This window comes from Lacinutrix undariae, assembly GCF_052934785.1.
This window is the reverse complement of sequence record NZ_CM128809.1, coordinates 2,185,798-2,205,470: the sequence shown is the minus strand read 5'-3', so window position 1 is coordinate 2,205,470 and position 19,673 is coordinate 2,185,798. Positions and strand designations below refer to the sequence as shown.

At 31.9% G+C, this 19,673-nt stretch carries 16 protein-coding genes; 6 read left to right on the top strand and 10 right to left on the bottom strand.

The window, feature by feature from the left end; translation table 11 throughout:
* The first annotated feature begins 16 nt into the window (after positions 1–16).
* On the top strand, positions 17–5,710 hold the full coding sequence (locus tag ACU4C5_RS09780; RefSeq protein ID WP_446844025.1) for a DUF8202 domain-containing protein: 5,694 nt from the start codon (positions 17–19) through the stop codon (positions 5,708–5,710).
* 73 nt (positions 5,711–5,783) lie between these two features.
* On the opposite strand, the gene hisS is transcribed toward ACU4C5_RS09780, so the two are convergent.
* Positions 5,784–7,154, bottom strand: a complete 1,371-nt coding sequence (hisS, locus tag ACU4C5_RS09775; protein WP_446844024.1) for a histidine--tRNA ligase — start codon at positions 7,152–7,154, stop codon at positions 5,784–5,786.
* 134 nt (positions 7,155–7,288) lie between these two features.
* On the opposite strand from hisS, the gene ACU4C5_RS09770 reads away from it, so the two are divergent.
* On the top strand, positions 7,289–8,530 hold the full coding sequence (locus ACU4C5_RS09770) for an ABC transporter permease (RefSeq protein WP_446844023.1): 1,242 nt from the start codon (positions 7,289–7,291) through the stop codon (positions 8,528–8,530).
* The gene (locus tag ACU4C5_RS09765) at positions 8,523–8,711 is read left to right on the top strand and encodes a hypothetical protein (protein ID WP_446844022.1); all 189 of its coding nucleotides are present in this window, start codon (positions 8,523–8,525) and stop codon (positions 8,709–8,711) included. The genes ACU4C5_RS09770 and ACU4C5_RS09765 overlap by 8 nt, the downstream gene beginning before the upstream one ends.
* Before the next feature lie 40 nt (positions 8,712–8,751).
* Here the strand turns inward: ACU4C5_RS09765 and ACU4C5_RS09760 are convergent, their stop codons facing one another.
* The 4 genes from ACU4C5_RS09760 to rpsF form a co-directional block, all read right to left on the bottom strand.
* Positions 8,752–9,231 (bottom strand): DUF6495 family protein, encoded by a 480-nt coding sequence (locus tag ACU4C5_RS09760; protein ID WP_446844021.1) that lies wholly within the window; start codon positions 9,229–9,231, stop codon positions 8,752–8,754.
* 87 nt (positions 9,232–9,318) lie between these two features.
* Entirely contained in the window at positions 9,319–9,768 is a 450-nt protein-coding gene (gene rplI, locus ACU4C5_RS09755; protein WP_446844020.1) for a 50S ribosomal protein L9, read from the bottom strand.
* 13 nt (positions 9,769–9,781) lie between these two features.
* A complete protein-coding gene (gene rpsR, locus ACU4C5_RS09750) occupies positions 9,782–10,078 on the bottom strand; it encodes a 30S ribosomal protein S18 (RefSeq protein ID WP_446844019.1) in 297 nt (98 codons plus the stop codon).
* A gap of 2 nt (positions 10,079–10,080) precedes the next feature.
* Positions 10,081–10,419 carry a 30S ribosomal protein S6 gene (gene rpsF, locus ACU4C5_RS09745; protein ID WP_446846449.1) on the bottom strand — a complete coding sequence of 113 codons (339 nt, stop codon included), beginning with the start codon at positions 10,417–10,419 and terminating at the stop codon, positions 10,081–10,083.
* Positions 10,420–10,617: 198 nt separating this feature from the next.
* Here rpsF and ACU4C5_RS09740 point away from each other — a divergent pair, with 198 nt between their 5' ends.
* Positions 10,618–11,313 carry a LytR/AlgR family response regulator transcription factor gene (locus ACU4C5_RS09740; protein ID WP_446844018.1) on the top strand — a complete coding sequence of 232 codons (696 nt, stop codon included), beginning with the start codon at positions 10,618–10,620 and terminating at the stop codon, positions 11,311–11,313.
* 1 nt (position 11,314) lies between these two features.
* Here ACU4C5_RS09740 and priA read toward each other — a convergent pair whose 3' ends face one another.
* From priA to nadC, 3 genes are read right to left on the bottom strand one after another with little or no spacing between them, the layout of a single operon-like run.
* Positions 11,315–13,771 carry a replication restart helicase PriA gene (gene priA / locus ACU4C5_RS09735; protein WP_446844017.1) on the bottom strand — a complete coding sequence of 819 codons (2,457 nt, stop codon included), beginning with the start codon at positions 13,769–13,771 and terminating at the stop codon, positions 11,315–11,317.
* Positions 13,772–13,774: 3 nt separating this feature from the next.
* Positions 13,775–14,716, bottom strand: coding sequence for a YihY/virulence factor BrkB family protein (locus ACU4C5_RS09730; protein ID WP_446844016.1), 942 nt, complete (start codon positions 14,714–14,716; stop codon positions 13,775–13,777).
* A 1-nt stretch (position 14,717) separates the two neighbouring features.
* A complete protein-coding gene (gene nadC, locus ACU4C5_RS09725) occupies positions 14,718–15,575 on the bottom strand; it encodes a carboxylating nicotinate-nucleotide diphosphorylase (RefSeq protein WP_446844015.1) in 858 nt (285 codons plus the stop codon).
* Between the two features lie 43 nt (positions 15,576–15,618).
* On the opposite strand from nadC, the gene ACU4C5_RS09720 reads away from it, so the two are divergent.
* On the top strand, positions 15,619–16,545 hold the full coding sequence (locus ACU4C5_RS09720; RefSeq protein ID WP_446844014.1) for a hypothetical protein: 927 nt from the start codon (positions 15,619–15,621) through the stop codon (positions 16,543–16,545).
* Positions 16,532–17,008 (top strand): 23S rRNA (pseudouridine(1915)-N(3))-methyltransferase RlmH, encoded by a 477-nt coding sequence (gene rlmH / locus ACU4C5_RS09715; protein ID WP_446844013.1) that lies wholly within the window; start codon positions 16,532–16,534, stop codon positions 17,006–17,008. Before ACU4C5_RS09720 ends, rlmH begins: the two co-directional genes overlap by 14 nt.
* An 83-nt stretch (positions 17,009–17,091) precedes the next feature.
* Here the strand turns inward: rlmH and ACU4C5_RS09710 are convergent, their stop codons facing one another.
* Together ACU4C5_RS09710 and ACU4C5_RS09705 are read right to left on the bottom strand one after the other, a co-directional pair.
* Entirely contained in the window at positions 17,092–19,149 is a 2,058-nt protein-coding gene (locus ACU4C5_RS09710; RefSeq protein WP_446844012.1) for a M3 family metallopeptidase, read from the bottom strand.
* 119 nt (positions 19,150–19,268) lie between these two features.
* Positions 19,269–19,667, bottom strand: coding sequence for a response regulator (locus ACU4C5_RS09705; protein WP_446844011.1), 399 nt, complete (start codon positions 19,665–19,667; stop codon positions 19,269–19,271).
* Positions 19,668–19,673 lie beyond the last annotated feature (6 nt).

The window sequence follows — 19,673 nt, the reverse complement described above, 5'->3', positions numbered from 1 at the left end:
CAAAAACTATCTGCTTATGAATTCTATCCCTCATTCAATAAGAAAGTATGCTCTATTAATTAGTTTATTATTAATATGTCAAACTTCATTTTCACAAGATTTCAACATTCAACATGTACAATCTAGTGTTCCTAGAAATGGAAAAACAGAAACAATTACTTCTGTTTCCTCTCTTAACAGTGCTTTTGTATTAAACAACAATAATAGAAAATCTCAAGCAGGGCGCACCGATCAAAATGATATAAATCAAAGTATTAGAGATATGTCTGGTGCTGTAACATTAACTGCACCCAATACTCTTAATTTTCACAGACAAGGAAACTCTACAAACAATAACACACAGTTTAGTGCATCAGTATGGGAGTATACAGGTGTATCAGGTGGTGATAATGAATTTATAGTAAGAGGACGTTATCAAGTAGCCCTTGATGGAACAAATAGTAGTGTTACTCAAACACTTTCTGGAGTTACAAACGCTAATAACTGCATCCCTTTTATAACAGGAATTATATCTGATGATTCATCAGCTGGAGCAGATTCGGGAACAGCCATTGCTTATTTAGAAAACGCGACTACTTTAAGACTACAAAAAGGGGCTAACGCAAGTAATGTTACCGTTTATGTGACACTAGTAGAGTTTACAGGAGCAAACTGGACTATCGCTCACGGAAACTCAACAGGAGTTAGCGCTGATACCGGAAATATAACTCTTAAAGAAAATGCAAACGGAACAGGAGATACTGTATCTGTAAGTGCTTGGGAAAATACCATTATATTTTCTCAACATAGAGGAAATATGAATGACAATGACATTAATCAAGCATTATCAGATAATTGGCCAATAATGAAACCTGGAAGCGATAATAGTACCGTAGCTTGGGAGTTTGATTCAGCTCATGATGCTAATGGTAATACAGACAGACATATTGTGCATGTTGCCAACAACCCTAATATTACTGTAACTAGAATATCAAATAACACTAGTAATACGGCTGGAGAAACCCCAATTGATATCACATCGGCAGCATTAATATCAACAAGTGAAGCTTTAATTGTAGGTACTTCTATAACAAGCGGTACGGGAGTTGCTTACGGAAGAGGTTGGAGAAATTTTTATTTTAATTCTACTACAGAAGCTGCTCATTGGTCGCACCGAAGCGGAAATAACATGAAGCACGAAATACAAATTATTAACCTACGTACTCAAGAGAATAATTCAGAAATAAAATTATCGGGTGCAAATATTGAAATAATTAACGGCGATACTACGCCTATTGAAAATGACGACACACATTTTGGAGTTACAACTATTGGTAACACTCAAAACCATACCTTTACAATTACAAATACGGGAACTGCAACTTTAAACCTTACAGGAGGCACTCCAATTGTAGACATCTCAGGAAATTCAGCTTTTACAATTATTACACAACCTACAGGAAATACAGTCGCTCCAGGAGATACAAAAACATTTATTGTCAGATTTACACCATTATCAACTATGGAGGTTTCAGCAATAATATCTATTGATAATAATGACAGCAATGAAAACCCTTACACGTTTACCATTGCAGGTACAGGAACTAACATAACAACCAATCCTGCTCCAGGAGGTGTAACTAGTGATTTAGCACTTTGGCTAAAAGGAAATGACGGACATACATATACCAGTGGAGACCAAGTATCACTATGGTTAGACAAAGGTAATGGCGCAGACGCTACAGTAAATACTCCTGGGCAAGAACCAACATATTATGATAATGCCACAAGAAATGTAAACTTTAATCCTGTAGTAGAGTTTGACAATACTTACGCTACCTACAGCTTAGATACTGATTATTCTTTTGATAATACAAATACTCAATTTTTAGAAGGTACAAGCGGCTTATACACACAAGACATTTTTTTAGTTTTAATTCCTGATGATACAGAATTAAATAAAGATTTTGGTTTTATGGATGCCTTTTGTGGAGATGCTGACTTTACAACAAATACTACCGATGCTACAGGTATTGGAATGGGAAAATATACTGGTCGTGTAGATAACGAAACTATATGTTTTGCTATTGATACTTATGATAGAACTAGCGGTGATGGTTATGCCGTTTATGATGGACCAAATACAACTTATGATAACGTAGGAATTATTAACGCCAGAACAAACACAAGTAATACACAACAAGAACTATATTATAATGCCAATGATATTGAAACAGGACAAAATGATCTTGCAGAATTTTTACATGTAGAAAATTCTAGATATTGGATTGGACGTAGTGAAGGTTGGGAAGCAACATTAAATGCTAGAGTTTGCGAAATAATCACTTATACTTCAAGAAAAAACGATGTTAATTTAACACAACAACGTAACCGTATTCAATCGTATTTAGGCATAAAATATGGGATCACTTTAGGTATAAACGGAACTTCGCAAGACTATGTAGATAGTGACGGTACATTAATTTGGGATGTAAATACAGGAATAAGTACAAACGATGTATTTAATTATGATATTGCTGGTATTGGACGGGACGATGCTTCAAAATTACTACAAAAACAATCGCGAAGCGTTAATAAAGAGTTTGATGGTAGCTTTAGAGCACAAGGTGTACTTACCATAGGACTTTCAACAATATACGATACTAATAACTTAAATCCTGACACCTTTATAAATGACAAAGAATTTTTAGTTTGGGGTAATGATGGTGTCGATTTAGATGATCCTGCCGTAGTTGTTGAGGTTGATATGAGTACAGCAATTACTCCTGCAATCCCAGGAGGAACACATGTACAATTTAATGGTATTGCTAGAACCTGGAAAGTGACTGAAAAAGGAGGAGATATCCCTACAGTTGAGGTCGCTATTCTTAAAAGCGCTGTAAGAACAGCAACTCCTCCTAATGGTGAGTATTTAATGTTCATTTCCGATACGCCAAACTTTGGTCCAACAGCAGATTACCGCATTATGGAAGAAGACACAAACGAGTTAGGAGAAGCTATATTAAACACAAAATATGATTTTGATGGTACCAAATACATCACCTTTGGATGGGCTCCAGAGCGTGTGTATGTAAGGTCTATATATTTCAACGGAAGTTCAGATTATGTAGACATGGAAAACGCTTTAAATTTAAACACCTCAGAGTTTACAATTTCATCATGGATAAATAGAGAAAGTGGTTCTGAAAACACCTCAATCCTTTCTAAAAGAAATCAACCTTTTACCGAAGGTTACGATTTTAATATCACAGCTACAGGTCACCTTAACGCAACTTGGTATGATGCGACTTCGTTACTCCAAACAATTACATCTTCTGTTGTAATTCCTGAAGATCAATGGCATCAGGTTGCTATTATTTATAAATCTGGAATAGCAACGCTTTATATAGATGGTATTGCAGATACTACAAGCACATTAAATGCTCCTGCAACTACATCACAATCATTTTATATTGGTGCAGCAAACAAAAATACACCTACAAATTTCTTTAAAGGAAATATAGATGAGGTTCGTGTTTGGGATAAAGCCATATCAGAAGATCAGTTGCATTTTATTATGAACCAAGAACTTGCTAATAACAGTAATTTTATTGGAGGGTCGTATTTTATAAATAGAAATATAACACCTACAAAAAATGATGTTAGCACACTTCCGTGGAATGCCTTAGCTGGATATTACCCTATGACAACATACACATATACCAACACTAAAGACGAATCTGGAAACGGAAACCAAGGTGCATTAAGATATCTAAGAACGGTAGATAAACAAACCGCACCACTACCCTACACTTCAAATTCAAATGGAAATTGGAACACAAGTAGTACATGGACAAATGGAGATATGCAAACCATACCAGGAACAACTTCAATTGTTGATAACACAAAAACTATAGATTGGAATATTGTGGAAACATCACATAATATTACAATGGAAAATTCAACTTTACCTACCGTAAATAATGACAACAGATCTGTACTTGGATTATTTGTAGATGATAATACACTAACAGTACCTGGAGATCATGAAACTTATACAGGAAACGGAATTACAATATCTCATTATTTAGCATTAGGTGTTGGAGAACCAAATGCAAAAATAGATTTAGAAGGCGAATCGCAATTAATACAAACTAAAGATAGTGATTTTGATGTAAATAGTGAAGGACGATTAGATCGCGATCAACAAGGTACACAAGATACTTACACCTATAACTATTGGTCATCTCCAGTAGGGAAACTAAATTCAGTAACCAACAATAATAAATACAACGTTACAGATGTAATTACAGATGATAATCTTGCAATAAACTTTTCTAATTCAGGTTATGACGGGGCAAACACAACACCTGTAAAAATAGCAAATTATTGGATCTGGAAATTTGCCAATCAAACTACAGATGATTATTCTTCATGGCAACATATTAGAAGTTCTGGAGATATTAATGCTGGTGAAGGGTTTACTATGAAAGGTCCAAACCCAACTGCAAATTCAATTTTAGATAATCAAAATTACACCTTTACAGGGAAACCAAATAATGGTGATATTAATCTTACTATTAATGCTAATAATGATTATCTAGTTGGTAATCCTTATCCTTCAGCTATTGATGCTAATCAATTTATTCTTGATAACGGACCAATTATTAATGGTACAGGAGCTACAAATGGTACGCTATATTTCTGGGAACATTGGGGAGGTGGAAATCATGTTTTAGCAGAATATCAAGGAGGTTATGGTATTTATAATCTTTCAGGAGGAACAGCTTCAGCCTCTCAAGGCACAACAGATCCTGATGTAGGAAGCGGAGGTGTTCCCTCTAAGAGACCAGGAAGATATATTCCTGTAAGTCAAGGATTTTTTGTAACTGCAGAAGGTAATGGTGGTACAATCAACTTTAATAACGGACAACGGGTTTTTGAAAAAGAAACTAGTAATCTTAACGGAGGTGCTTCAGTATTTATTAGAATTGCGAACACTGGCTCAACAACAAATACAAATGAAGTTACGATCAACTCAGGAGATAATAGAATGAAAATTAGATTAGGTTTTAACTCATCAAATTCCATAAGACGTCAACTATTATTAACTATTGATGACAACGCAACTGCAGACATAGATTGGGGTTATGACGGTAAACTTAACGAAGATCAAATGGATGATATGTTTTGGATGATTGAAAATCAAAAATATATTATACAAGGAAGTAATATCGCTAATGACGATACAACTTTCCCTATTGGTTTTAATATGCTATCTGAGGGAATGAATATTTTAACGATTGATGAACTTGAAAACGTATCAGAAAACACTACCGTTTATGTACATAATTTAGAAACTAATATATACCATAATTTAAGTGAAAATGATTTTGAATTTTACCTTCCTGAAGGTGAACATTTAAGCACTTATGAAATCACATTTAGAGATCAAACAAATAATGCGCTAAGTGTTGAAGACAATTCACTTAATGCGTTACAAGTATTTTACGCTAATACATCTGAACATCTTGTCTTAATTAATCCTAATACTGAAAACATAAAATCAATGTTACTTTACAATATGATTGGTCAAAATATACAAACTTTTAATACTGTTGAAATTGCAAACCATTCAGAATACACAATTAAAAATTTAAGTACAGGAACTTATATTATTAAATTAGAAACAGATAAAGGTAGCTTATCAAAAAAGATTCTTGTAAAATAATAAGCACCCAATACCACAAAAAAAGTCCCAAAGTAATTTTACTTTGGGACTTTTTTAATATTATAAAATGTTTTTATTGTAATGCTATAATTAAGTCTTCAAGACTAAGCTGCTGTTGCTCTCCCGAATTCATATTTTTTAAAGTAAACGTATTAGACTCTAATTCCGATTCTCCAACCAAAATCACAAACGGTACATTTCGTTTGTTTGCAAAATTCATTTGTTTTTTCATCTTAGCTGCGTCAGGATATAATTCTGCACTAACACCAGCTTCTCTAACAGCTTTTAAAGCTTTCATACATGCAAACGCCTCGGCATCTCCAAAATTAATAAAGAGCACTTCAATAGTTTTATCAACTGTAGTTGGAAATAAGTTTAATTCTTCTAGCACCAAATAAATTCTATCCAAACCAAAACTAATTCCTACACCACTCATATCTTTTAAACCAAAAATACCTGTAAGATCATCGTAACGACCTCCACCACCAATAGATCCCATTTTCACACCTTCGGGTGCAGAAACTTCAAAAATAGCTCCGGTATAATAATTTAATCCTCTAGCTAAAGTAACATCCAATTGCAATGTTGCAGTTTGCAATCCTAAAGAAGAAATCATGGTATCAATAAATTCTAATTCTTCAATACCTTTTACCCCTTCTTCTGAAGTTGATAAAATGGTTTTCAGCTGTGCTATTTGTGTTTCAAAACTTCCAGATAATGAAAATAAAGGTTGTAGTTTATCAATTCCGCTTTGCGCAATTCCTTTGCCTAACATTTCCTCTTTTACTTTCTCCTCACCTATTTTATCAAGCTTATCTAAAGCGACTGTAAAATCTATTAATTTATCTTGTGCACCAATAACTTCGGCAATACCAGATAATATTTTACGGTTATTAATTTTTATAGTAACACCTTCAAGTTTTAAAGTTGAAAAAACGGCGTCATATAATTGGATAAATTCTACTTCTTGTAATAAAGATTTTGATCCTACCACATCAGCATCACATTGAAAAAACTCTCTAAAACGTCCTTTTTGAGGTCTATCAGCTCTCCAAACTGGTTGAATTTGATAACGTTTAAACGGGAATTCAATCTCGTTTTGATGTTGTACTACGTATCTTGCAAACGGTACCGTTAAATCGTAACGTAATGCTTTTTCAGAGATTATAGATGTCATTTTAGTGGCATCTTTTGCAGAATACACATCATCTTTTACTTTAGATAAATAATCTCCAGAATTTAAAATCTTAAAAATCAAGCGATCGCCTTCATCTCCATATTTTCCCATAAGTGTACTCGAGTTTTCAAAACTTGGTGTTTCAATAGGTTGAAATCCGAATTTTTCAAACTGCGACTTTATCGTACTAAAAATATAATTACGTTTAGCTACTTCTTGTGGATTAAAATCTCTTGTTCCTTTAGGTATACTTGGTTTTTGTGCCATTTTCTTATCTTAATAAGCTACAAAAATATTATAATTTTTACTGCTAAGGGTAAGTTATTTCAATTTTATAGTAACTTTATTGTGATTTTGTAGTCTTATCATAAAGTCACCTCTAACTTAATTACCACTCGTTAATGTTTTCACTTGCAAAAGAAAATTTTAAAATAGCTTTCGACTCTATAAAAGGTCAGTTATTACGTACCATTTTAACTGTTATCATAATCGCTATCGGGATTATGGCTTTGGTAGCTATTTTGAGTGCTGTAGCCAATTTAGAAAAAACCATTACTGGCGATTTTTCTTCAATGGGCTCTAACACTTTTAATATACAACGATACCAATTTAACACACAACAACAAAGCGGTAAAGATCGTCAAAAAACAAACCCTATTATTAGTTATAGAGCTGTAAAAGAGTTTGAGGACGCTTACAGTTTTCCTTATACTACAACTTCCATTTCTTTTTACGGAACAAGTACTGCTGAGGTTAAATACGAAAATGAAAAAACGGATCCGGAAGTATCTGTTTTAGGTATAAATGAACATTTTATTCAAAATTCAGGATTAGAAGTTACCGAAGGTCGTGCTTTAAATTATTTTGATGTGGCCAATAGCAATAATGTTTGTGTGATTGGTAGTGACTTAAAAAAAGCACTTTTAAGCGATGTCAATCCAATTAATCAAATTATAAGTATTCGTGGTGCTAAATTTAAAGTGATTGGTGTCCTTAAAGAAAAAGGGTCTACATTTGGTAATAATCAAGATTTAAGAGTGCTAATGCCCCTTCAAAAAGCACGTACTATATTTACAAACGCTAATATTAATTATAGTTTGAGTGTAAAATCTGACAAAAAAGACATGTTGGAAGGTGCACAAGATGAAGCCATTTTATTGTTCAGAAATATAAGAGGTTTAAATCCTATTGAAGATAACAACTTTGGTATTGAGCGTAGTGACGATCTTATTAATCGTATTGGCTCAATTACACAATACCTGTATATTGCAGCCTGGATAATAAGTATCATTACTATTTTTGGTTCTTCAATAGCATTAACAAATATTTTATTTGTGTCTGTATCCGAACGTACTAGAGAAATTGGAGTTAGAAAAGCATTAGGTGCAAAACGTAAAACAATTGCTGCTCAATTTTTTATGGAAGCTATAATTATTGGACAATTTGGTGGTATTTTAGGGATTATCTTAGGTGTTTTAATTGGTTATATTTTTGCGGTTGTAGCAAAATTTGAATTTGCAATTCCTTGGTTAGCTATGTTTAGTGCATTTACAATTGCATTTATAGTGGCTATTATTGCAGGATTATTACCAGCTATTAAAGCCTCAAAATTAGATCCTGTTGAATCGCTTAGATATGAATAAAAACACAAAATTTATCATCTTAATTTCTGTAATTACAACTTTTACAGCAGCTATATTATTGTGGGTTTATAATAATAACGATCATACTACTTGCACAACAGTTACAACAGAAACGGTAACTGCTACTGGAGAAATAGTAACGACTACTACACATCAATGCAAAAAAAAATACAGCTTCTAAAAGCTGTATTCTAATTATTTTTTGGCACTAAATGAGATGATTATTTCTTACTGTTAATCAGTTTATAGAAATAATTATATAAATCGCCTTTAGTAATCACACCACCTTGTTGTATTAATTTAAATTTATCTAAAGGTTTATCCTCAGTATATGTTTTCTTTGCTGTTAACAGCTCTACATCATCAGATAACAAGTTATTTTTAAACCATTCATAACCTTCTGCAGTAGACAAATCTTTAGTTTCATCTTTAATTTTAATGGCGATTAATTCCATTTCATGTTCTTTAAGATGAAATAAGTGCATTTGCTGACCAGAGATATGTTCTAAATAATTTACTTTACTTAATACACCTTCCCAAACCAAATCGCTAAACACATCTAATTCTTGCTCTGCAACTTCTGGTTTGTTTACTTTAATAGTTTCCCATTCTTCACTAGTGATAGTTTGAGTGGCTAAAAAATTTATAAATTCTTGATGAAGTTCTTCAAACTGTTCTTTTGTTAGTCTAGAGTATTTCATTTTTTTTATTATTAAGTGATATTATGTTATTAAAAAAGCCTCATTCCAATAGGATTGAGGCTCTAAAATATAAATTTATTTTTAAGATTAAGCTTCTGCTATAACTTCAAAAGGGAAATCAATAGTTACTTCTCTGTGAAGTCTAATTACTGAATCGTATTTTCCTAAACGTTTTACAGCTCCACCAGCGATTGAGATAAACTTTTTGTCTATTTCAAAACCAGCAGTTTTTAAAGCAGCTCCTAAATCAATGTTGTTTACAGATCCAAATAATTTGTCTCCAGAACCAACTTTAGAAGGTATCTTAATTTCTAATTCTTTTATTGCATCAGCAGTCTTTTGAGCTGCATCAATAATAGTTTTCTCTTTATAAGCTCTTTGCTTTAAAGTTTCAGCTAATACTTTCTTAGCTGAAGCAGTAGCCATAACAGCGCTTCCTTGAGGAATTAAAAAGTTTCTACCATAACCGTTCTTAACCGTTACAACATCGTCTTTAAATCCTAAATTATCAACGTCTTGTTTTAATATAAGTTCCATAGTTATTGGTATTTTATTTTAATAAATCTGCTACGTAAGGCATTAACGCTAAGTGACGCGCTCTCTTTACTGCTACAGATACTTTTCTTTGATATTTTAATGAAGTTCCAGTTAAACGTCTTGGTAACAATTTACCTTGCTCGTTAACGAAAGCTAATAAGTAATCAGCATCTTTGTAATCGATATACTTGATACCTGACTTTTTAAAACGACAGTATTTCTTCGTTTTGCTAGTGTCAATGTTTAATGGCGTAAGATATCTGATCTCTCCATCTTTTTTTCCTTTTGCTTGTTGCTCTATTGAAGACATAATTACGCTTTTTGTTTGTTTCTAGTTCTTCTTTTTTCTGCCCAAGCAATTGCATGCTTGTCTAATTTTACTGTTAGGTAACGCATAAAACGCTCATCACGTCTAAACTCTAACTCTAATGGTGTAATAACTTCACCATCTACAGTAAATTCGAATAAGTGGTAGAACCCACTTTTTTTGTTTTGAATTGGGTAAGCTAATTTTTTTAAGCCCCAATCTTCTTTGGCTATCATCTTCGCTCCTTTAGAAACAAGAAATTCTTCGTATTTCTGTACTGTTTCCTTTATCTGTGTTTCAGATAAAACGGGATTTAAGATGAAAACAGTTTCATAATGATTCATATAAAATGTATTTACAATTAAAAATGGCTGCAAAAATAAATAAATTTAACCTTTCTAGCAAGGTTTTTTGCATTAAATTTATATATTCGTATAACGATTCAATTTACATACAAAAAAAACACTTTAACGGATTTTTTTGGTTTTTGCCCCTTTTTTTTGTACTATTGTCGATAACTTAACCTAAAATTAATTATTTTTATGACTTTAAACTGTGTAGTAGTTGATGATTCAGCAATTCAACGTTTATCAATTGTAAAGTTAATAGAGAATCATTCTTCTCTTAACCTTATCGCTGAATACAGCAGCGCATTAGAAACCAAAAATGGTTTAAATGCTCATAAAGTGGACCTTATATTCTTGGATATTGAAATGCCGGTTCTAAACGGTTTTGAATTACTAGACGTCCTTAATAACAAGCCTCAAATTATTTTTGTTACAGGTAAAACAGAGTATGCATTTAAAGCATTTAATTACGATGCCACTGATTTCTTGCAAAAACCAATCACTAGAGAACGTTTTAACATCTCTGTTAATAAAGCACTCGAACAGCATAAATTAAAATTAGATTTTAATGAAACTGACGGGGAACATATTTTCGTAAAGAGTAATCTTAAAAAACGTAAAGTATATATTAAAGACATTAAATGGATTGAAGCACTTGGAGATTACGTAAAACTAGTTACCGAAGAAAATAGCCTTGTTGTATTATCTACAATGAAAGCTTTTGAAGCTGAATTACCAGAAGGTAAGTTTTTAAGAATTCATAAATCATACATTGTAAATCTTGACAAAGTAGATCGTTTTAACTCTAAAAATGTTGAAGTTGGCGCTTATGAGATTCCTTTAAGTAGAAATAAAAAAACTCAACTTGTTGATGCGTTAAATAATATTTAATCTAGTAATTATCTACATTTAATATTACACGTACAGACCTAAAATCTTTCACACTAAAGAAGCTATTGTTAATTTTAACAATAGCTTCTTTAGTTTTACCCAACGATTGTTTTGGTGGAATTTTAATCAATATATTTTTATGAAATTGATTTCTAATTCTAGATACTGGTGGAAATTCTGGACCTAAAACATGTTCAGCAAACACATTGCGCAACGATTTCGCATACCAATCTGCAGCAACATTTACACGATTAAAATCCTTATGTTTTATAGTCACTTTTATTAAACGATACATTGGCGGATACTTAAAATCAAAACGCTCGTTCATTTGCTCCTTAAACATTTCTACATAGTTATTTGTAGATACTTGCTGCAAAATACGGTGATGTGGATTATACGTTTGAATTAACACCTTACCGCGTTCCTCTGTACGTCCTGCCCTACCCGACACCTGCAACATCAATTGAAAACTACGTTCGTGCGCTCTAAAATCAGGAAAATTAAGCATATTATCTGCATTCATAATCCCTACTAATTTCACATTTCTAAAATCAAGACCTTTAGTTAGCATTTGTGTTCCCACTAAAATATCAACTTCTTGTTGTTCAAAAGCAGTAATTATTTTTTCGTAACCATATTTTCCTCGTGTGGTATCTAAATCCATTCTGGCAGATTTATACTCCGGAAAAATAGCATTCACTTCATTTTCTACCTGTTCTGTACCAAATCCTTTATTATCTAATTCTGTACTTCCGCAAGCTTGACACGTTTTTGGCATTATCGTATAATACCCACAATAATGACAACGTAATTCATTTTTATACTGATGAAAAGTTAAACTCACATCACAGTTTGAACATTGCGGGGAATGTCCACAGGTGTTACATTCTACAATTGGTGAATATCCTCGTCTATTTTGAAATAATATAATTTGATGACCATCTTTAAGCGTTTGTGTCATTTCTTCAATCAACCGATCGCTAAAATGCCCATTCATGCGCTTTCGTTTATGCTTATCTTTAATATCTATAAGCTCAATATCTGGCATCATCACATTATTATAACGTGTTAATAACTCAACAAAACCATATTTTTTTAATTTAGCATTATAAAAACTCTCCAAACTTGGAGTTGCAGATCCTAAAAGAGTTTTCGCTCCAAAAAGACTAGCTAAAACTATCGCAGTATCTCTCGCATGATAACGTGGCGCAGGATCAAATTGCTTGTAAGACGATTCGTGTTCTTCGTCAATTATTACAATTCCTAAGTCATGAAATGGTAACAATACAGATGATCTTGCTCCTAAAATTACACGCGCTTTTGGTGAATTAGCTAACACATTATTCCATACCTCAACACGTTCGTGCGAAGAATATTTAGAATGAAATACCGCTACCTGATCTCCAAAATAATTTTGCAATCTTACAACCAATTGAGTGGTTAACGCTATTTCAGGCAATAGATATAAAGCTTGTTGGCCTTTTGCTAAAACAGCCTCAATAAGTTTGACGTAGATTTCGGTTTTACCGGAAGACGTTACGCCATGTAATAAGGTGATATTTTGAGTTTCAAAAGACGTTTTTATTTCAGCTAAAGCTGTCTCCTGATATTCATTTAACTGTTTTGAAGATTCATTTTCTTCACCAGTATATTCTACCCTATCTGTTTGAATAAAATATTCTTCTAAAATCTGTTTATCTACTAATGTCTTTATAATTGATGATGATGCGCCACTAGCTTCAGAAAGTTCGGTAACTTTTATTGGTTTTTTAGTTTTGGCTGACACCGAAAATAATGTAAAAACTACTTGTCGTTGTTTTGGCGCTCTGCTTAATTCATCTAATAAACCTTTTAGTTTTTCTTCTGAAGTATAATTTGCGTGCAGTTTAACATAGCGTACTAATTTAGGCTTATATTTTTCATACATTTCCTCTTCAACAACTATTGCTTCTTTATCTAAAAGACGCTTAATAACTGGTAACACACTTTTCTTCCCTAGAATACCTATAACATCTTGAATTTTTAAAGAAGTTTGTAAAAATAAGGCATCGTATACTAAAAACTCATCGTCTAAAAAGTCATTAACCTCAAATTCTTTCTTTGTATTTCGGGTAATTACAGTTTCGCTTTCTAAAATAAAAGCACCAGGTAAAGAGGCGCGCATAACTTCGCCAACGGTACATAAATAATATTTAGACATCCATTGCCAATGCTTAATTTGCGTAGGTGTAATTATAGGTGTATCGTCTAATATCTGATGAATATCTTTAGCTTCATAAACCAATGGTGCATTGGTATGAATATTAAAAACTACACCGGTATATATTTTAGTTTTCCCAAAAGGTACAGACACACGCATACCTATTTTTAAAAATTCAGCTTCAGCTTCAGTGATTCTGTAGGTAAAACTTTGCGCTATCGGAATTGGTAAAATAATATCTATAAAATGGAAAAACATAAACTAGCAACTTTTTTTTAATCGGTTTAATGACGCGTTAAGCTCATAGCCTAACAATAAAATATTAGAATTCATCCATAAATAAAGTAGCAAAATAAGTAATGCACCAATAGAGCCGTACAACTCATTATACTGAGAAAAATTTTCAATATAAATTCCGAATAAATATGAAGTGGTAATAATTAACAAAGTGGTAAACAACGCGCCTACCGAAAAGAACCTTGAAGCCTTACCTTCTTTGGTTCCTAAATAATATAATGTTGCGGTGGCGATATAAACCATTAAGACAAAAAACACATATTTAGCTAAAACAATCCAAAACACACTAGAGTCTTCTTTTGCTAAACCTTCTTCACTAAATTTATCAAAAAGCGGTTGTATAATATATATCTCAAAATATCCAAATACAGCTACGGTAACTATTAATAAAACTGCAAGAATTAATGCGACACCAAGTGCGTATAAATATTGTTTAAATACACTTCTAGTAAGTTGTTCGTGATATGAGTTTTCAAAACCTGAAAACACGGCATTAACCCCGTTTGCCATTAGTAAAATAGATAATACAAATACGGAAGATAATAATCCTCCACGCTGAGAATTTTCGATATTTTCAAAGATATTTGAAAAGAAAAAATCTGACGTTTGTGGAGGTAAAAACGATTCTAAAAAAGACAAAAATTCGCCTTTAAATCCATCAATAGGAATATAAGGAATGAGGATTAAAATGAATAATAGAAAAGGAAAAATAGCTGTAAAAAAACTAAACGCAATAGCACTTGCTCGCGAAGTTAGCGCGCCTTTTGCAATCCCTGTAATATATAGTTCAATTAAATCATACGACGACAACCCTACCAAACCTGGTAATTTTATGCGTTTTAAAAACTTAACAATTACATTTACTAAAGGGATTTTAGCTAGTTTTTCTTCAATAAGTTTAGACATTTTAAACCGCTTTTAAACTTAAGTCCATATTATAAACCGAATGCGTTAGCGCTCCCGAAGAAATATAATCTACTCCACAAAGCGCGTAATCTCTAATAGTGTTTTCGTTAATTCCTCCAGAAGATTCCGTTAAACACGTATCACCAATAAGTGCGACAGCTTTTTTAGTGTCTTCAAAATTAAAGTTATCAATTAAAATACGATAAACGCCATCGGTTTTAAGGATTTCTTCTATCTCATTTAAGTCTCTTGCTTCAACAATAATCTTTAAATTTCTATTAGTATTTACGAGGTATTGTTTGGTTTGCTCAATGGCTTTTGTAACGCCACCTGCAAAATCAATATGGTTATCTTTTAGCATAATCATATCGTACAAAGCAAATCTGTGATTTTCTCCGCCTCCAATTTTCACAGCCCATTTTTCGAGCGCTCTAATTCCTGGAGTCGTTTTTCTGGTATCTAAAATTTTGGTTCCGGTACCTTCTAATAAATCTACAAAATATTTAGTTTTTGTTGCTATTGCACTCATACGTTGCATTGCGTTAAGCACTAATCTTTCGGCCTTTAAAATAGATTGAGACGATCCTTCAACATGAAAAACAATATCTCCTTTTTTAACTGTTTGACCGTCTTTTATATATGTTTTTATAGATAAGTTTTTATCAACATATTTAAACACCTCTTTTGCAAACTCTACACCTGCAATCGTTCCGTTATCTTTTACCAAAAGTTTTGCCTTCCCTTGAGCCGTTTCTGGAATACATGCTAAAGAACTATGATCACCGTCTCCTACATCTTCACGTATTGCATTTTCAATAATTAATTTTATTTCTTTATTAAATTGAGCCTCAGTTATCATGGTATCTTTATTTTTTATTTATTTTTACTCAAAAATCAATCAAATGACCAAATACTTAACCTTTTTAATCACTTTACTTGTTTCGAGCACTCTTTTTTCTCAGAACAAAAGTAAAGTTAATATTTTTCTTAACGAAAACATTCAACAAGTTGAAAGTTCTTTATATTTTAGAAAATGTAATACGTTTTTATACCATTGCAGCAAAAAAGAAAATGATAGTTTGATATTAAATACCATGTATCCTAATTATAAATTTGGCAAACTGGACGCTTCAACAAACAGTCAAATTAAAATTCTTTTAAGTCGCACTACACAACATAAAGATTTTAATAACAAAACACTCATTATAACTTATACTGATAGTCTTTTAGGTTACGAGCAACTTAAAGAAACACCACCTAGAGAAATTAATATTAATGGAAAAAATACAACCTTAACGTATGATTTAGAGGTGTACAATGAGCAACGTGAACTTTTTGATAAGACACAAAAAAAATGCATTAAGAGAACAGAAAAACTAGATGTATTACCCCTTTATTTCTTTAAAACAAATGTAGACTACACAAGAACAAACGAGAATTTTAAATGGCACAAAATCCCAAGAGCACTAAATTCTGTATTTTTTAAAAACGAATCTGGTCTTTTAATTTTAAAACCTGACGGAAATTATTTTATATATCGCCAGCTTCCTGAAGAGTTTGTTTTTGACATGTTAAAAAAAGATTGGACCGGTTACACTACAGATTACAAGTTAGCAGAAAGCAATTTACTTAATATGCCTAATGGTTTTTTTAAAGATATTTATGATGACAATACCGCATCTAAAGATTTATTAGTTTCTGATCGCTTACAACAAGATAAAGGTCGTTTTAGAGAGAATCAACTTTCTTACAATCACTTAAACTTGAAAAAACTTAGAGAATATATTTATAACATGTCTACAAAATGTTTCACTTATGGCAACTATTAAACTCCTTGCGATAGGAAAAACTGATAATAAAGATTTACAACGCTTAATTGACGATTATCAAAAACGATTAGGGTTTTACGTAAAATTTGATCTTGAAATTATTCCGGATTTAAAAAAGGTAAAGAATCTGAGTGAAGAGCAACAAAAACAAAAGGAAGGCGAACTCATTTTAAATAAAATAAGTGCTACCGATGTTTTAATTCTACTTGATGAAAATGGAAAACAACTAGACTCGGTTGGATTTTCAGAATACCTACAGAAACATTTTAACTCAGGTATCAAGCAATTGGTATTTGTAATTGGTGGTCCTTATGGATTTTCGACAGATGTTTACGCTAAAGCGAGAGGTAAACTCTCGTTATCAAAAATGACATTTTCTCATCAAATGGTACGTTTATTTGTGATTGAACAACTTTACAGAGGTTTTACTATTTTAAAAAACGAACCTTATCACCACAGATAATTTCTACTTATAATTATAAAACAAAAAAGATGCTTTAAATTAATAGAGCATCTTTTTTTATGTATTAAATTACACCTAAAAGCTTATTCTAAACCTAAACTTTTAATGTATGCTTCGTTGTTAGATGGACGTCCTAAAAACTCTTCAACAGCTTCTATAACATCACGCTGACTTCCGTTTGATAAGATTAATTTTCTGTATCGTAAACCTGTTTCAGCATCTCTTAATCCATTTTTCTTAAATAATGTAAACATATCTTGAGCATATACTTCAGACCATAAATACCCGTAGTAATATGTTGGATGCGTATTTACATGAATCCAACTTCCTTGTGGATGTGTACCTTCAATATACCATTTCATCACATCCATTTCTGCATCAATATCTTTCCATAATTGATCTGTATTGATTGGTTGTGCTGGATTAAATTTATCGTATAAATTCATATCATAAACACATTTACGCAACATACTTTGCGCTCCTAAACCTGATGATACATTTTTAGCTTTCATCATGTTGTCAAATAATTCCTTCGGAAAAACTTCTCCTGTTTTATAGTGTTTTGCAAATGAACTTAAAATTTCATAATCATAAATCCAGTTTTCAAAAATTTGAGACATAGCTTCTACAAAATCAGAATTAGAATCTGCTTGCAAACTAAATTCTCCATCGTAAGACATTCCGTCAACAATATGTCCAAATTCATGGAATAATGTGCTTAATTCTTTATGACTTAATAATGAAGGCATATCTTTAGTTGGGCGTGTAAAGTTACCTAAAAGCATTGCTTGTGGCACTTCGTAACCTGTATAAGTTAAACGACCATTAGTTAATGGCACCCCGTAAAACCAAGATTCTTTGTTTGGTCTTGGTAATAAATCTAAATAAAAACGTCCTTTTAATTTTCCGTTTTCATACACTTCGTAAGCATCTACTTCTTCATGCCAAACCGAAGCATTTTCTGCTTTTCTAAATTCTAATCCTAATAACTCTTGATAGATATCAAACATACCAGAAATACATGCCTCAATTGGTAAGTATTCTCTAATTTTTTCTTGATCTACTTTGTATTTATTTTTAAGAATTTGGTCTTTATAATACGCTAAATCCCAAGAGTTAATTTCTTTTCCGTTAGCTACTGTTTTTAAAACTTCTAAATCCTGAACAGCTTTCTCTTTTGATTCAGCTATAAGTCCGTTTACAAACTTCCAAACATTCTCAGGATTCTTAGCCATTTTAGGCGTTAAATTATAAGCGGCATAAGAATTATGCCCCATAAGTTTACCTATTTGGTAACGCTTACTTACTAGAGAGTCTAAAATTTCAATATTTTTATCGGCACCTCTATTATCATACATTACTGTATAATCTTTTCTAGTTTTTTCACTTTTAGGATTACTCATCATTGGTCCTCTGGTAGCATTAATTACCGGAATATCATAAGTTCCTTTATCTGATTTGTATTTATTTTTAAAACTTTCTGGCAAACCTTCAGCCCCAGCTTCATCTAAAACTAAAACTTTGTTAGCAGTATTCATGTTAGTGGAATACTGAGTTGTTAATCCATTAATTTCAGCAGTTAATGTTTTAAATTTTTCTAAGTTTTTATGACTTAAATTAACACCAGATTGTTTAAAACGACCAATAACATCATCTACCATTTTTTGGCGGTGACCTTGTAATTTTGAATAATCTGCAGAAGCTACAAATTTTTCAAATTGACCAAATAATAATTTATCTGAAACAATAGTTGTGTTTAATGAGTCTACTTTTTGATATCCTTTTAATCCTTTTGCTCTCACAACAGAATCTGTAGATACCCAATACATCATAAATGCATTATTACTTGCTTTACTAAGTTCGCTAAAAGCTTTATCGTAAGCTATAAATGTGTTCTCAAAAGTAGGTGTTTCTTGTGTTTTAATGGTTTTAACATCACTTAAAACGTTACTTATTGTCACATCAACATACTCGTCTATTGACGCACCAGTTATTTTAGCATAATCATATGATTGATTAAGTTCAACATTAAACGGACTGTCTTGTGATAATTGAATTGACTCAGTAACTGAGGCTTCAGGTTTACTAGTACAACTCATTACTAAGGTGATTAAAAAAAGTGAATAAAAAGTGGTTTTCATACATAACTATATTTGATTATTACAAATATAACACACTCCATCCACACATCTCATCTATTATAAAGAAAAGGGTGTTATCCCTAATGAATAAAAAACATATACAGAGACGATAGTAATTTTTACATTGTTGCAATTATCTGCTTTATATCGTTTGTTTTTATAGGCTTCACAATATAACCTAATACACCTTTCATGTTTTTAGCTTTTTCTATATCTAAGGGATCTACAGAAGAAGACACGATATATATATGTATTTTCTTCTTTATTTTTGTCCAGAATTTCACATATTCTTCCATAAATTGAAAGCCATCCATAATAGGCATATTTATATCTAACAACACAATATCCGGAAGTTCATCCTCGTCATCTATATGATGTTGTACAAATTCTAAAGCTTTTTCTCCATCAGAAAAAACTTGTTGTTTTTTAGATATTTTAAGAATTTCTATGATCTTCATTGTCGTGTACTGATAAATAACATCATCATCCACAACACATATATTGTATAAATTACTCATAAAAAT